Origin of the sequence: Thalassotalea nanhaiensis, from assembly GCF_031583575.1 — a bacterium.
GTDB lineage: Bacteria > Pseudomonadota > Gammaproteobacteria > Enterobacterales > Alteromonadaceae > Thalassotalea_A > Thalassotalea_A nanhaiensis.
In genome coordinates this window covers 2,421,245-2,435,786 of sequence record NZ_CP134146.1, presented here as the reverse complement: position 1 = coordinate 2,435,786, position 14,542 = coordinate 2,421,245, and the positions used below count along the sequence as shown (strand labels likewise).

Annotated in this window: 11 protein-coding genes; 9 read left to right on the top strand and 2 right to left on the bottom strand. The window is 40.1% G+C overall.

Translation table 11 applies throughout. The features are described from left to right. Nucleotides 1–48: 48 nt before the first annotated feature. The 5 genes from purU to RI845_RS10720 all read left to right on the top strand — a co-directional run bounded on the left by purU (nucleotide 49) and on the right by RI845_RS10720 (nucleotide 6,395). The gene (gene purU / locus RI845_RS10740) at nucleotides 49–918 is read left to right on the top strand and encodes a formyltetrahydrofolate deformylase (RefSeq protein WP_348386170.1); all 870 of its coding nucleotides are present in this window, start codon (nucleotides 49–51) and stop codon (nucleotides 916–918) included. 178 nt (nucleotides 919–1,096) lie between these two features. Continuing rightward, a complete protein-coding gene (locus RI845_RS10735; RefSeq protein ID WP_348386169.1) occupies nucleotides 1,097–2,353 on the top strand; it encodes a sarcosine oxidase subunit beta family protein in 1,257 nt (418 codons plus the stop codon). 175 nt (nucleotides 2,354–2,528) lie between these two features. Then, on the top strand, nucleotides 2,529–2,816 hold the full coding sequence (locus RI845_RS10730) for a sarcosine oxidase subunit delta (protein ID WP_348386168.1): 288 nt from the start codon (nucleotides 2,529–2,531) through the stop codon (nucleotides 2,814–2,816). Then, nucleotides 2,816–5,821, top strand: coding sequence for a sarcosine oxidase subunit alpha family protein (locus tag RI845_RS10725; protein ID WP_348386167.1), 3,006 nt, complete (start codon nucleotides 2,816–2,818; stop codon nucleotides 5,819–5,821). Before RI845_RS10730 ends, RI845_RS10725 begins: the two co-directional genes overlap by 1 nt. Then, a complete protein-coding gene (locus RI845_RS10720; RefSeq protein ID WP_348386166.1) occupies nucleotides 5,811–6,395 on the top strand; it encodes a sarcosine oxidase subunit gamma in 585 nt (194 codons plus the stop codon). Before RI845_RS10725 ends, RI845_RS10720 begins: the two co-directional genes overlap by 11 nt. Before the next feature lie 94 nt (nucleotides 6,396–6,489). Here RI845_RS10720 and RI845_RS10715 read toward each other — a convergent pair whose 3' ends face one another. Further along, complete coding sequence (locus RI845_RS10715) at nucleotides 6,490–7,509, bottom strand: AraC family transcriptional regulator (protein ID WP_348386165.1); 1,020 nt, start codon at nucleotides 7,507–7,509, stop codon at nucleotides 6,490–6,492. A 328-nt stretch (nucleotides 7,510–7,837) separates the two neighbouring features. On the opposite strand from RI845_RS10715, the gene RI845_RS10710 reads away from it, so the two are divergent. From RI845_RS10710 to RI845_RS10695, 4 genes are all read left to right on the top strand, one after another. After that, entirely contained in the window at nucleotides 7,838–8,959 is a 1,122-nt protein-coding gene (locus tag RI845_RS10710; RefSeq protein ID WP_348386164.1) for a saccharopine dehydrogenase family protein, read from the top strand. A gap of 141 nt (nucleotides 8,960–9,100) precedes the next feature. Beyond that, nucleotides 9,101–10,654, top strand: a complete 1,554-nt coding sequence (locus tag RI845_RS10705; protein WP_348386163.1) for a class I adenylate-forming enzyme family protein — start codon at nucleotides 9,101–9,103, stop codon at nucleotides 10,652–10,654. A gap of 8 nt (nucleotides 10,655–10,662) precedes the next feature. After that, nucleotides 10,663–11,895 (top strand): thiolase family protein, encoded by a 1,233-nt coding sequence (locus tag RI845_RS10700; RefSeq protein ID WP_348386162.1) that lies wholly within the window; start codon nucleotides 10,663–10,665, stop codon nucleotides 11,893–11,895. A gap of 155 nt (nucleotides 11,896–12,050) precedes the next feature. Then, nucleotides 12,051–13,316, top strand: coding sequence for an MFS transporter (locus RI845_RS10695; RefSeq protein ID WP_348386161.1), 1,266 nt, complete (start codon nucleotides 12,051–12,053; stop codon nucleotides 13,314–13,316). On the opposite strand, the gene RI845_RS10690 is transcribed toward RI845_RS10695, so the two are convergent. Next, nucleotides 13,317–14,399 carry a YkvI family membrane protein gene (locus RI845_RS10690; protein WP_348386160.1) on the bottom strand — a complete coding sequence of 361 codons (1,083 nt, stop codon included), beginning with the start codon at nucleotides 14,397–14,399 and terminating at the stop codon, nucleotides 13,317–13,319. Nucleotides 14,400–14,542 lie beyond the last annotated feature (143 nt).

Sequence of the window (14,542 nt, the reverse complement as noted above, 5' to 3'; positions counted from 1 at the left end):
TACCAATATAAACCTTGTTCATACACAAATTAATTAATGGAGTTAACTATGTCGGCTCAAGCTGCAGAATATAACAAGTACATTCTTACTCTTAAATGCCCAGACCGATTAGGTTTGATGGCCCAATTCTCAACAGCATTATTTGAAAATGGTGCTTATGTAACTAAGGTTACTCATTTTGGCGATCCTGAAACGTGCATTTACAACTCTCGTATAGAGTTTGACGATCGTGAAATGACTGAAGGTATTGAAACGTTCAAAATTAAATTTGATGCTTTAGCGCAAGAGTTAAACATGGAATATAAACTGCGCAGCGCAGACTACCGTCCAAAAGTATTATTAGCTGTAAGTAAGTACGACCATTGTTTAAACGTATTATTAACCAAGTGGAAAGGTGGTGTTTTACCAATAGACATTGTTGGTGTATTTTCTAATCACCCAGATTGTAAAGACTTTGTTGAATTTTACGGGTTACCTTTTTATCACTTCCCAATTACTAAAGAAACCAAGCCACAACAAGAAACACAAATTCTTGAATTGATGGAAAAAGAAAGTGTCGATTTATTAGTACTTGCCCGTTACATGCAAATTTTATCTGATGACTTATGTACAAAACTTGACGGCAAAGCGATCAATATTCATCACTCGTTCTTACCGGGTTTTAAAGGCGCTAAGCCGTATCAACAAGCCTATGATCGTGGCGTTAAATTAATCGGTGCCACAGCGCATTACGTAACTGCTGATCTGGATGAAGGTCCAATTATTGTGCAAGAAGTTAAGCATGTCGATCACGCAACGTCAGTGCAAGACATGATTGAAATTGGCCATGACTCAGAGGCTACAGCCCTAGCTCGTGCGGTTCGTTTACATGTTGAAGACCGTATCATACTTAACGGCGAAAGAACCATTATCCTATAATTTCGCGTCATATTTAGTTTTTATGCTGCATTGTTTTCAAAATTATCTTAATCATTTATGGAATATAAACTCATAAGATAATTTATCAACAGCTTTGCCTAACAACTAACTATTTAGCGAAACATAAATTTAATAGATGAGTAAATAAGTTACTTGTCTCGTTCTTAAGGAACAAAATATGGAAAAGTATTCATTTACTAATTTGGCCAAACATGCGCTTGCCGGTCATAAAAACTGGAAGCCATTATGGCGATCGCCTGAGCCGAAAAAGTCCTACGATGTAGTCATTGTAGGTGCTGGTGGTCAAGGCTTAGCAACAGCGTATTATTTAGCTAAAAATCACGGTATCACTAACGTTGCCGTTATCGATAAAGGTTGGTTAGGCGGCGGTAATACTGGCCGTAATACCTCTATGGTTCGTTCAAACTACTTCTATGAAGAAAGTAGTAATTTTTATGACCATTCACTAAAACTGTATGAACAACTTGGTAATGAACTTAATTATAACGTTATGTTAAGCCAAGGTGGCGTGATGCTGCTTGGTCATTCTGCAGTTGAAATGCAGTTAATTGAACGTGCGGCAAATTCATTATTACTACAAGGTGTGGACTCAGAAATGCTCACACCAGAGCAAGTAAAAGAGCGTGAGCCAGTTATTGATTTAAACCCTAATGGCCGTTACCCAATTCAAGGTGGTTTTGTACAAAAACGTGGCGGTGTAGCTCGTCATGATGCCGTTGCCTGGGGATATGCACGTCGCGCTTCAGATATGGGCGTTGATATTATTCAAGATTGTCCGATAACAAATATATTAACCGACAGTAATAACAAAGCCATTGGCGTTGAAACAGCCAAGTTTGGTGTGATCAAAGCTGACAAGGTTGTGTCTTGTGTTGCAGGCCTTTCAAGTACCATTGCTGATATGGCTGGTTTTGATTTACCAATTAAATCACAAACCCTACAAGCTATGGTGTCAGAGCCTATTAAACCGGTTATGCACGGTTGTGTAGGCTCAGGTCCTGTGCATTGTTATGTATCACAATCTGATCGAGGTGAAATTTTAGTCGGCGGTACTGCAGACTTTTATCCGTCATTTGGTCAGCGCGGTAACATTAATCCTACAGAGCATACGTTGGCAGCAATGTGTGAAATTTTCCCATTATTTAGTCGCTTAAAGTTAATGCGTCAATGGGCCGGTATTGTAGATATTTCTCCTGATTCAACCCCAATAATAGGTTTAACGCCAGTAAAAGACATGTACATCAGTACAGGTTGGGGCACAGGTGGCTTTAAAGGCATTCCTGCTGGTGGTGAAACACTTGCGTATACGGTAGCAAACAATAAACCTCATCACTTAGTTGAGAAATTCGATTTAGGTCGTTTTGCCAGAGGCGAGATGATAGATGAGGCAGCCGCTGCCGGCATCCCTCATTAACTTTGTTGGGGTTAAAAGCGATTTATGCTGCGTTACTTGGCGCTCGTTTAGTGTACTAAACGTCGCTTCAAGTGCCTTGCCTAAACCACCTTTACCCACCAACAAAGAGCTTATTACTAAGTTTTAAAGCTTAATTGTTAGAAAAGAATTTAAACTCCAAGAGGAGAAGATAATTATGATGATAGTTCCTTGCCCAATTTGTGGCGATCGTGATGAAGATGAATTCACCTGCGGTGGTCAGGCCGGCATTGTTCGTCCTGAACAACCTGAAAACGTAACAGATGAAGAGTGGAGCGACTATTTGTTCGTTCGTAAAAATACTATGGGACTGCAACGTGAGTTGTGGCGCCATACCTATGGTTGTCGTCAATGGTTCACCATTGATAGAAACACCATCACCCATGAAGTTACTGCAGTTGCTGATGAAAGTAGCACTGCCAGTTCAGATCAGGAGGCTAAATAATGTCTTTTGCAAACCGCTTAGGCAATCTGCATCGTGTAGATACAACTAAGCCACTCACGTTTAGTTTTGATGGTAAAAAATTTGAAGGCTTTCAAGGCGACACATTAGCCTCAGCAATGCTTGCTAATGATATTAAAATTGTTGGTCGTAGTTTTAAATTACATCGTCCTCGAGGTTTAATGGCTGCTGGTATTGAAGAGCCTAATGCGTTAGTGCAATTAGAGCCTGATTCTGCTTATTCAGAACCTAGTGCACGAGCAACCTTAGTGCCTTTATATGATGGATTAGACGCGAAAGGGCAAAACTCTTGGCCAAACGTTAACAATGATGTGTTTGGCGTTTTAGGCTATTTCCATCGCTTCTTTCCTGCATCGTTTTATTATAAAACTATGATGTGGCCAAACTGGAGTTGGTATGAAGGTTTAGTGCGTAATATTGCTGGCCTTGGCAAATGTCCAACTGAACGCGATCCTGATACTTATCATAAGCGCCACCGTCATACCGATGTATTGGTCGTTGGTGCAGGTCCATCAGGTATTGCTTCAGCATTAACCGCAGCCCGTCAAGGGTTACAAGTTATGCTGGTAGATAACGACGTTGAATTTGGTGGCTCTTTATTAGCGTCATCAGAATTAATTGATGGCAAGCCGGCAATGCAGTGGGTTGAACAAGCGATCAAGGAGCTTGCAGCTCTAGATAACGTTACATTATTAAAGCGCACAATGGTGAGTGGTTATTACGATCAAAACTTTTTAGTTGCAGTAGAGCGTGTTACCAACCATTTAGGGCCGAAAACCAAAAATAGTGATGTAAATAAAGATTTACCTCGTGAACGTTTTTGGAAAATTCGCGCTAAACGAGTAGTACTTGCCACCGGTGCTATTGAACGTCCTTTAGCGTTTGCAAATAATGATGCCCCAGGGATTATGCTTGCTAGTGGAGTGCGAACTTATATAAATCGTTACGGTGTATCTGCTGGTAATAAAGCAGTGTTTGTTACTAATAACGACAGTGCCTATCAATCAGCATTAGATTTTCATGGTATTGGCGGCGAAGTTGTCGCTATTGTTGATACTCGTGCCAATGCTAATGGCTACTGGCAACAACAAGCCACAGATAAAGGTATTACAATTTATCACGGTTATACCATTGCCAAAGTACATGGTCGTAAAGGTCTAAAAGCAGTATCTATTGCCAAACATGACAATGGTTCATTGCGAAACACTGACACCAAAATAAGTTGTGACTTATTAGCAATGTCAGGTGGTTGGACACCAACCATACATTTGTATTCACAAGCTGGCGGTTCATTAGATTACGTAGATGAAAAAGCCTGTTTAGTACCTCGTGGTAATTGTACACAAGCAGTTAAAGTCACTGGCTCTGCTGATGGTCATTTTTCATTAAAATCGTCGCTAGAGTCGGGTTATGCTGCAGGTAGCGACGCTGTTAGTAAAGTTACGGGTAAAGACGTTACTTTAAATACCACAAATGATTGTGCCGATGAAGCTACCATTGGTACGCAAGCATACTGGTATACCAAAAATGCACCATCAGATAAACAGTGGTTGGATTTCCAATACGATGTAAAAGTTGCCGATATTGAACTGGCACAACGTGAAAACATGTTGTCTGTTGAGCACGTTAAACGTTATACCACTAACGGTATGAGTGTTGATCAGGGTAAAACTTCTAACGTTAATGCGTTAGCAGTAATGGCTGAGTTATCTAATCGTCCTATTCCACAAGTAGGTACAACAAAGTTTCGTCCTCCTTATGCGCCAATTACTATTGGTGCAATAGCCGGTCGAGATATTGGTGAGCAATATCGTCCACGCTTACAAGTCGCGGCGAAAAAATTCCATCAAGATCATGGTGCTGTTTTTATTGATTACGGCTGGCAACGTGCCGATTACTACCCAAAAGCAGGGGAGTCCAAAGAGCAAGCAGTAATTCGTGAAATCCATGCTGTACGTACTTCTGTTGGTGTTTTAGATTATTCCTCACTAGGTAAAATTGAAGTGAAAGGCCCAGATGCCGCTGAATTCTTAAACCGCATATATGTGAATAACATTGGCACAGTTAAAGTAGGTAAAGCGCGTTACGGCTTAATGTGTAGCGAACGTGGTTCACTTATCGATGATGGTATTGTAGTACGTTTAGCTGATGATCACTTCTTGTTAAATACTACGTCAGCAGGTGCTGCTTCTGTGGCATTAATGCTAGAAGAGTGGCAAGCCGAATGGCCTCATTATAAAGTGCTGGTTGCAAACGTTTCTACCCAATGGGCAGACATCAAATTATCAGGTCCTAATGCACGTAAGGTGATGGAGAAACTGGGGACAGGTATCGATGTGAGCAAAGATGCTTTTGCTCATATGGAGATGAAGCTAGGCCAAATTGATGGCGTACCAGTGCGTGTTTTACGGGCAAGTTTTACCGGTGAATTATCGTTTGAAATTAATATCCCTAGTCGTTATGCCACAGCCTTATCTGAGCTTTGTATGGCAGCAGGTAAAGAGTTTGATATCACACCATTTGGTACTGAAGCTTTAAACTGGATGCGTATTGAAAAAGGTCACTTAGTGATTGGCCTAGATACTTTAGGTACAAGTACGCCGCTGGATTTTGGTTGGGCTGTGCCTATTTCGAAAAAGCAAGACGACTTTATCGGCAAGAGGTCACTGGCTCGTCCAGCTGATCAAGCTGAAAACCGTCATCAGTTTGTTGGTTTTAAGGCTGTAGATCCTACACAAGAGTTGCCTTTAGGCGCCCACATCATTAACGAGTCGGTATTTAAAGCGCCAATGCCAAGCCAAGGTTTTGTTACTTCAACTGTGATGAGTCCAACACTAAATGCATCTGTTGCTATTGGTTTAGTGAAAGGTGGAAGCAAACGTATCGGTGACACTGTATATGCATTCCACCGTGGCGAAGTTATCCCATGTACAATCACTAAAGCTGCACACTACGACCCGAAAGGAGACCGTATTAATGTCGAATAAATTATTTGTAACTTCAACCCTTGCTGAACTTCATCAACAAGTTGGTGAAGCTAAATGGCAAAATACCAATATAAACTTTGAAGAAGTGTGCGCAACAGGTCTGGTGCGCTTGCAAGGTCCGGGCAGTGATACCGCTTTTCATCAAGCAGTTGAAGCTTTACTTGGTGTTGCATTACCGACTAAAGCCTGTACTGCAACAGCAAATGGTACTTACCGACTTATGTGGTTAAACCCAAATGAATGGTTGATAAGCATGCCAATTGAGCAAGAATTGATGGTATTAGAGCAGTTAATTACCTTACAACAAGACTTTATTTCTTTAACTACATTAAATACTGACTCGCGTGTTGGCTTTACTGTATCGGGTAATGAAGTGGTTGAGTTAATGTCAAAAGGTTGTTCGTTAGACATGCACAGTAAATTTGCCGTCAACAGTTGTACGGTAACCAAATTTGCTGAAATCCCAGTGATTTTAGATCATATCAGTCAGGGTAAATATAATATTTACGTTGATCGAGGTTTAGCTCGCTACCTTTGGGATTGGTTAATAGATGCGTCACTAGAATTTAACTAAACACTAATAATATAAAGCCCTCAGTTGAGGGCTTTATTGTTTTAACAATGCAAGTAAGTCATGCAAGCTACTTCGATTACATACAATCGAGTACTTAATCGTTAACTTTAGATTCTCGATATTCACTTGGTGACATACCCACCCAACGTTTAAATGAACGAGAAAAGTTACTGCAATCTGACACTCCTAGCAGATAGGCAGCCTCACCAATAGTTAGGCCATCAGTACCAATGTATTGCTCGGCAAGCTCTTTACAAATCGTATCTAACAGCTCTTTATAACTGGTGTTAATCGCTTTGAGCTTTTTATGTAATGTTCCCGGAGACATTTTTAAAGACTCAGCTACGCGTTCTCTAGAGCAATCACCTGACGGCAAAAACTCAATTATTTTAGCGTATACCCTTGACTCAATGTCTATCGTTGCGGTTTTTTCTAAGAAGTTAGTAACGGTTTTATCGCTTTCTCTCGCTAATTCAATATTTGCGCTAAACAGCTCTTCATCTAAATCATTTACGTCAAAATAAATCTCAGTTTTATCTGCAGAAAACTCGATGTTCGGTCCGAATAAATCAAAGTATTGTTGTTGAATTTCAACAGGAGGAGTCCAAATTAACGAGACTTTCTTAGGGAAGTATTGAGGCCCTATAGTCATACGTAAAAACTTCAGCGTACTGGCAACAAAACAGTCAGAATCAAAATTAGTAACCAAAGGACAAATGTCGGCATTTTCTACTGATTCAAGCTTTGCTTCGTGCTCAGTTTCTACATAGCGAATTTTTAGCATGGTAGAGATAAGCGTAAAGTAGCGCTCGTAGCGTTTACAGAACGAACGCAAATTTTCACTATAAAGTAATCCAACACCAAGGGCATGATAGCTAGCAGGGCTAAGTTGATTAACACTATCAAAGCTTAACGTAGGGCTTGTTTCGATGATCGCTAATTCAACAAAACGCTCAATTAACTTATTTGGGATACGTTTTGAACCATCTTTATAATCAGCAATATTAATTCCAGATTGCTCATACAACGAATCTACATCTACACCATTCGCTCTTAGTGCTTGGGTAATGGCGCTGATGTTTCCATAGTAACTGCTGGGAGAGTCGTTATTCATTCAGATCTCTAGATAATGTTTCATTGCTAATACATAAAGGAGTTAAAAATTATACCTGTATTTAAAGTAAGTGAAAACGTTTGTTGGTAAAACTTGAATTTAGCTTCTCTATTTCTGAAAAATTTGTAAGCAAGTTACAGCTATATGATGAAGATTTAGTTTATTTCTAAATTTTGACTTTACTTTCGATTTTAATGACCAGTTAAATTTTACATAGTTTGGGATTATGGCTAGCGATTAAATATTTAATAAAGCTGCCACAAAATTAAAATAACAGCAGTTTTGTTCATAAACATAAATGCTTGTCACAAGCACAACAGGAGTGAACATGAGTTCAAAGAAACCAGTAGTAGTATACGGCGCAAGTGGTTACACAGGTCGTTTAGTATGTGAATTTTTACGTCATTACAAAATCCCATTTACAGCAGCAGGTCGTAACGCTGCAAAACTTGAAGAAGTAATGAAAAGCGTACCTGGTATTGAAACTGCCGACTATGATGTAGTTCAAGTTGATAACACTGAAGAATCATTAACTGAGTTATTAGAAGGTCGCAAGGTTGTATGTAACGTTGTAGGCCCATTTGAGCGTTACGGTGAGCCAGTTGTTCGAGCAGCGCTTAATACTGGTTGTCATTACATTGACACTACCGGTGAACCAGCTTATGCAAATAAGATGATTGAGAAATACTCACAAGCGTTTAAAGAAAAGGGCATATCAATGTGTCCATATACTGCTTATATGTACGTTCCTGCAGAAATCTGTGCTCGTACAATTATGGATCAAGATCCAACGATTGATAACTTAGAAGTGGCAACTGCGGGTAACTTCTTACCAACACACGCATCTGTTCAGTCTATCTTTAGCTTATTCAGCCATGATGCTCAATACTTGAAAGACAACGAAATGGTAAACTGGCCAGCAGGGCGTGGTTATGAGGTTAACGTACCTGGTTGGATCACAACTCAGCTTGTTCACCCATGGGGTGGCGGTTTCTTACCAACAGTTTTCAAAGATCACCCAACAGTTCACACCTGTAAGCAATACTCTGGTAATGCTGATCGTGCAACGATGGAAATGGCCATTGAAATGCAAAAAGACTTCGAAGCAAACGTTAGAACACTTGCAACGGAAGAAGAACGTCAAGCAGCCATTGATGCACGTGTAGAAAGTGTTGAATACTTCCTGCCTCCTCGTGAAAACCCATTAGAAAACCGTTCAGTTGATATGGCTGTTGGTATTGGTAGCGCAGGCGGTCTTCGTGCTGTTCTTCAGTCAACGACACCATACACTATGACTGGTTTATTCCAAGCCGCTACAGCTGCAATGCTAGCTAAAGGTGGCACACAAAAGCCAGGTTTTGCATCAGCGTGTGAAGCCGTAGGTCACAACTACTTACTGGCTCAATTAAAGAATTTTGTGCCTGCTAAGTTAACCATCACTGATATTTAACAACAGTTTATAAAATGATTTGGCGCCTGTTTTGGCGCCTTATTTTTATTAACCACAGCAAATTAGTATTTTGTCATTAGTCGTTGAAAAACAACAATTAATTAGAAAATAGTAAATAATATAAACAAAAAGGACGTATTCATGCGTATTATCGATTTTTGGGATCAAGGCGTTGCCTATCACGCAGACAATCAAGCGTTTGTAGATAACACAAGTAAGTACACCTATGGCGAAGCGGATAAAGATATCCACAAAATAGCTGCGGCTATTCACGGTAACGGTTTTGCCAAAGGGGCACACATAGGTGTTTATGCCCCCAATTCAAATGATGCATGGCTATCTCTATTGGGCCTTATGCGCGCCGAAGGAATTTGGTTACCGATTAACCCACGTAATAGCGTAGAAGTTAATGTAGATTTATCAGATCGTTTTAACATGGACATCATGTTTTACGATGCATGCTTTAACGCAGAAGTTAAAGCGATTGCAGAACAAGTACCTAGTATTAAGGCGTTTGTGTGTATTACTGGTGACGGGGAAACAGGTGTTTCTCTTGCCGATTTTTGTGCGGGTCATAGTGATTTTCACCAAATTGGTGAGCAGGTTGATAATGAGCTTGCTGCCATTTTCCCAACAGGCGGTACAACGGGTAAGTCGAAAGGTGTGCTGATGAATCATGAAGCGCTTGAAACGTTTGCGATTAACTGGTTTACCCACTTTAAGTTTGAAGAAAATAGTGTGCACTTAGTTGTTGCGCCTATGACACACTCTGCAGGTATTATGGGGTGCTTACATTTTATGCGCGGTGGTACAAACGTAATCACTAAGCATGTTGACCCATTATCAATTATGCAAGACATCAGCGAGCATAAAGTCACTCACTTATTTTTACCACCAACCGTTATGTATATGATGTTGGCGCACGAAGAAATTTCGAATTATGACTACTCTTCCTTGCAACACTTTGTTGTAGGTGCTGCACCTACGTCGGTTGAAAAATTAAAAGAAGCTTGTAAGGTTTTCGGTCCTTGTATGACCGAAGCTTATGGTCAAACTGAAGCTCCAGCAGCAATCACATTAAAAGCGCCATGGGATTACATGGACAAAGATGGCAATATCAACGAAGACCGTTTAGCGGGTATTGGTCGTCCTGCTGGTCTTAATATGGTTAAAATTTTAGGTGAAGACGGCTTAGAAGTACCTCGTGGTGAAGCAGGTGAAATTTGTGTCAAAGGTCGTTTAGTCACATTAGGTTATTTAGATAACCCAGAAGCGACTAGTGAAGCCCATAAAAACGGTTGGTTATGGACTGGTGATGTTGGTGTAATGAGCGACGATGGCTACATTAAAATTGTAGATAGAAGCAAAGATTTAATTATTACCGGTGGCTTTAACGTTTACCCGAACGAAGTTGAGCAAGTGATCTCTGAAAATCCAGCTGTACAAGAATGTTCAGTAATTGGTGTTCCTGATGAAAAATGGGGTGAATCAGTAAAAGCTGTTGTGCAATTAAAGCCTGGCCAAACAACAACAGATGAAGACGTTATTGCAGCTGTTAAAGCAAAACTAGGCTCTGTTAAAGCCCCTAAAACAGTTGACTTTATTGATGATTTACCACGTTCACCAAATGGCAAAGTGATGAAAGCAGAACTTCGTAAGACGTACTGGTCAGGTAAAGACCGCGCCGTTAATTAGGAATAAACATGAAACAAAATGCATATATAGCCGGTGTTGGCATGACTAAGTTCGGTAAGCATCTGGATCGTTCGTTAAAGTCACTTGCCAGCGAAGCAATAAATATCGCGTTAGAAGATGCAGGTATAAGTAAAGAAGAGCTTAACGCAGCCTATTGTGGCAATGTTGGTGCTGGTGTATTACAAGGCCAAACCTGTGTGCCGGGGCAAGTAATTTTGCGCGATATGGGCATAGGAAAAATTCCGGTTATAAACATTGAAAATGCTTGTGCATCCTCTGCTACAGCCTTTCAACAAGCTTGCTCTATGGTAACAATGGGCGCTTACGATATCGTTTTAGCTTTTGGTGTTGAAAAGTTATTCCATAAAGATAAATTGAAAACCTTTGGCGTATTCTCTGGCGGTATTGATATTGAGAAAAACGATGAGATGCTTGCCCAAGTCGGTGAAAAGCTGAAGGCTTTAGGCATGCCTGTTGATGAAGGTGCAGGCACTAACCGCAGTGTATTTATTGATATCTATGTTTCTTGGGCGCTGGATCATATGCAAAAATATGGTACTACTCGTGAACAACTTGCGGCGGTGTCAGCGAAAAACTCTTATCACGGCAGCATGAACCCATATGCACAATATCGAAATGTGATCACCGTTGACGATGTATTAAATTCTCGCGAAGTGGTTTACCCATTAACACTGCCAATGTGCTCACCAATAGGTGATGGTGCCTCTGCAACCATTATTGTGAGTGAGAAGAAAGCCAAAGAACTAGGCATGAGCCGAATGGTGAAAGTAGAAGCATCAGAGCTTTCAAGTGGTTACGATTACGCTGCTGATTCAGGTTTGGAATGCCCTAAAGTAGGCGCTGAAAAAATCTATAACACTACCGGTATTTCACCAACTGACTTAGATGTTGTTGAACTGCATGATGCCTCAGCTATTTCTGAAATTATGTATTACGAATACCTAGGTCTTTGTCCACAAGGCGAAGGTGGTAAGCTAATTGAAGAAGGTCATACCAAGCTTGGCGGCAAGATCCCAGTGAATACTTCTGGTGGCTTAATGCGTAAAGGCCACCCAATTGGCGCTACCGGTACATCACAAATTACCGAACTTGTTTGGCAGCTGCGTGGTGAAGCAGGCGATAGGCAAGTTAAAGGAGCAAAATTGGCACTGGCTGAAAACGGTGGTGGCTTTATAGGCACCGATGTAGCAGCACTAGCATTAACTGTGTTAAGTAAATAACTTAACTTATACCTTCTAAAAGGGGTCAGTTCCCTTTATGCCAACTTTGGTGTAAAGGGAACTGACCTTTTTTTTCATCTTTCCTTTTATTTCAAAAATATAAGCTATTCTATTAATTGAACTTTCTTATTTATAGAACGATTAAGGTATATAGGTTGTTAAGAATTTTTTTTCAAAGCAAGCAGTGGCATAAACGCTATTCTGTGTTGTCTTTAGTGCTGATCGCACTGTTCATTTGTTACATCGATAGGGTCATGGTGTCGGTAGCAGCCATTGAAATGCAGCAAGTATTTAATTGGACCGATACTGAAAAAGGCTTCGTGTTATCAAGCTTTTTTATTGGCTATTTAGTCATGCAGATTGTTGGTGGTTTATTATCTAACCGGTTCGGCGCCTATTTAATATTTTCTATTGCCGTTATGCTTTGGTCATTGTTTACGCTGATCACGCCGTTAGCGGCGAGTATTTCTTTTTCGGCATTGATTGTAGCCCGTATTTTACTTGGACTAGGGGAGGGCGCCGCATTTCCATGTTCCTACCGTTTACTAAATGATTGGATGAAAAAAGACGAACTATCAAGATCTTATGGTTTAATGAATATGTCTACCGCATTCGGCAGTGTGTTCTCATTATTGATCACCGGCACATTAATTATGTGGTTTGGTTGGCAGTCCGTATTTTATATCTTTGGTGTTCTAGGCTTAATTTGGGCGTATTTTTGGTTTAAATTAGTGCCGAACAAGCAGCAAAAAATTCAGCAAGATGTTTCGTCAATTGAATCTGAAAATAAAAAACGCAGCATACCCTTTAAGGCATTACTTTTTCATCCCTCTGTTTTGGTTTTATACCTGATTGGCATGGTGATGGGGACTATAGCATTTGCGTTAGCCAGTTGGTTACCAAGTTATTTTGTAGATACATTTGATTTATCAATTTCAACGGCAGGTTTGTATTCTATTTTACCTTGGTTGGTTCTCTCTGTTATTGCTCCTGTTACTGGTCTGGTAGCCGATAGGTTATTACATTCAGGAATGGCGAGCCTTATTATTCGAAAGTTGGTGACGTGCACCGGCATGTTGTTAATTTTCACTGGGTTTTACTTATTAACATTAACGCCATCTCTTACTTTGGCAATTGCGTTAATCGTGGTGGTTTTTAGCGGACTTGGTATTTGTATTACCGGTTATGTGCCACTGGCCGCTGAATTGTTTCCTAAACACGCTGATGTTATTTATGGTTTTGTTGCTGGAGTTGCCTCATTAGCAAGTATTTTTATTATCACTTTAGTCGGAAAAATACTCGATCAAACAAACTCGTATAATGGTTTATTCTATGTACTATCGAGTACTACATTGCTAACATTTTTCGTCTTTATGGTATTTGCAAAAAATTCAGCAATAGCTATTACCGAACAAGATTAATTACTTGTTTGCTTTGTATACTCGGATATCTTTAAAGATTGCACATACCAGAAACAATAAACCTGCATAACCCACACTTGGGTAAATCCAGTTAACCAGTTGTGCAAATGGCAACAAGGTACCACCGAGCAAACCTAATAACACCAGGCCAACGACTAACGCATTATATTTAGGGGTTTTATCTTCTGCAAAGCGAGAGCATACGGTCCATAACAGTGGTGTTGCAGTGGTAAATATACCGAAGAAGATAATAATCGCAAAAATAGACGCGTAAATTGGTAACACACTGTTGGCGAGCGCCATCACCGGAATTTGCGTACCGTTAACCAGTTCAATTTGAGTCATAAGGGCTAACGCTAGTAAAAATAGTGAGCCAATAAATAATATTGGACCAAATAACGATGAATATTTAATGTCTTTGCTGCGTTTCGAATTGGCACCTATTGCGGGTAGGAAACTTGCAAGACCCGGGATCATTAAGCCAGCATAAAGTAGAGCGGATAAAACCCAGTTTGGCGAGGCTTTTAACATATCCAATTCAACTGATTTTTCTGCGCCGTTTACTATTGCCGTGGGGTTTTCAACGATGGTTAATATTGAAATAACTACCGTAAATAGAACGATGACAGGACCTATCATTGCTATTATATTAACTATCTTACGAAGACCAAGCAGTAAAGTACCACCTGATAAAACGGCCATAAGAATAGCGCCTACATAACCGGGAACGCCATAATATTGCTGCAAGGTTGCTCCCGTGCCAGAAAGCATAATGGCATAAACGGCGACGATGAATGTCATGGTATACCAAGTTAAAAATTTACCAATATATTTGCCGCAGAAATAAACAAAAACATCTTCGTTTTTGCGAATGTTGTGCTTGTACCCAACATTTAATAGCGTATTACAGGCATAAATTAATATCGTCAAACTAATAAGGCAGCCGAGTAAACCGTTAAACCCAAAGCTAACAAAAAACTGCAGTCCTTCTTGACCTGTGGCGAATCCTGAACCTATTAAATAGGCCATAAATGCACCTGAAATACGGGTGATGGACATTACATTATAATTTTTTTCATTCATTAACGGCTAACCTGACTATGTTTTCTTTTATTAACAATATGCAACTCGATGTTACTTATCTGTGCTCAAACTATAGTGTTGGACTGCTATATACAATAGCCTAAATGCTGAAGTTGCCGTAAATAACACAAAAAAAGACGGTC

Bases quoted from the DNA above. Each gene is read 5' to 3' on its own strand.
- purU (WP_348386170.1), top strand. From the start codon at position 49: ATGTCGGCTCAAGCTGCAGAATATAACAAGTACATTCTTACTCTTAAA.
- RI845_RS10735 (WP_348386169.1), top strand. From the start codon at position 1,097: ATGGAAAAGTATTCATTTACTAATTTGGCCAAACATGCGCTTGCCGGT.
- RI845_RS10730 (WP_348386168.1), top strand. From the start codon at position 2,529: ATGATGATAGTTCCTTGCCCAATTTGTGGCGATCGTGATGAAGATGAA.
- RI845_RS10725 (WP_348386167.1), top strand. From the start codon at position 2,816: ATGTCTTTTGCAAACCGCTTAGGCAATCTGCATCGTGTAGATACAACT.
- RI845_RS10720 (WP_348386166.1), top strand. From the start codon at position 5,811: ATGTCGAATAAATTATTTGTAACTTCAACCCTTGCTGAACTTCATCAA.
- RI845_RS10715 (WP_348386165.1), bottom strand. From the start codon at position 7,509: ATGAATAACGACTCTCCCAGCAGTTACTATGGAAACATCAGCGCCATT.
- RI845_RS10710 (WP_348386164.1), top strand. From the start codon at position 7,838: ATGAGTTCAAAGAAACCAGTAGTAGTATACGGCGCAAGTGGTTACACA.
- RI845_RS10705 (WP_348386163.1), top strand. From the start codon at position 9,101: ATGCGTATTATCGATTTTTGGGATCAAGGCGTTGCCTATCACGCAGAC.
- RI845_RS10700 (WP_348386162.1), top strand. From the start codon at position 10,663: ATGAAACAAAATGCATATATAGCCGGTGTTGGCATGACTAAGTTCGGT.
- RI845_RS10690 (WP_348386160.1), bottom strand. From the start codon at position 14,399: ATGAATGAAAAAAATTATAATGTAATGTCCATCACCCGTATTTCAGGT.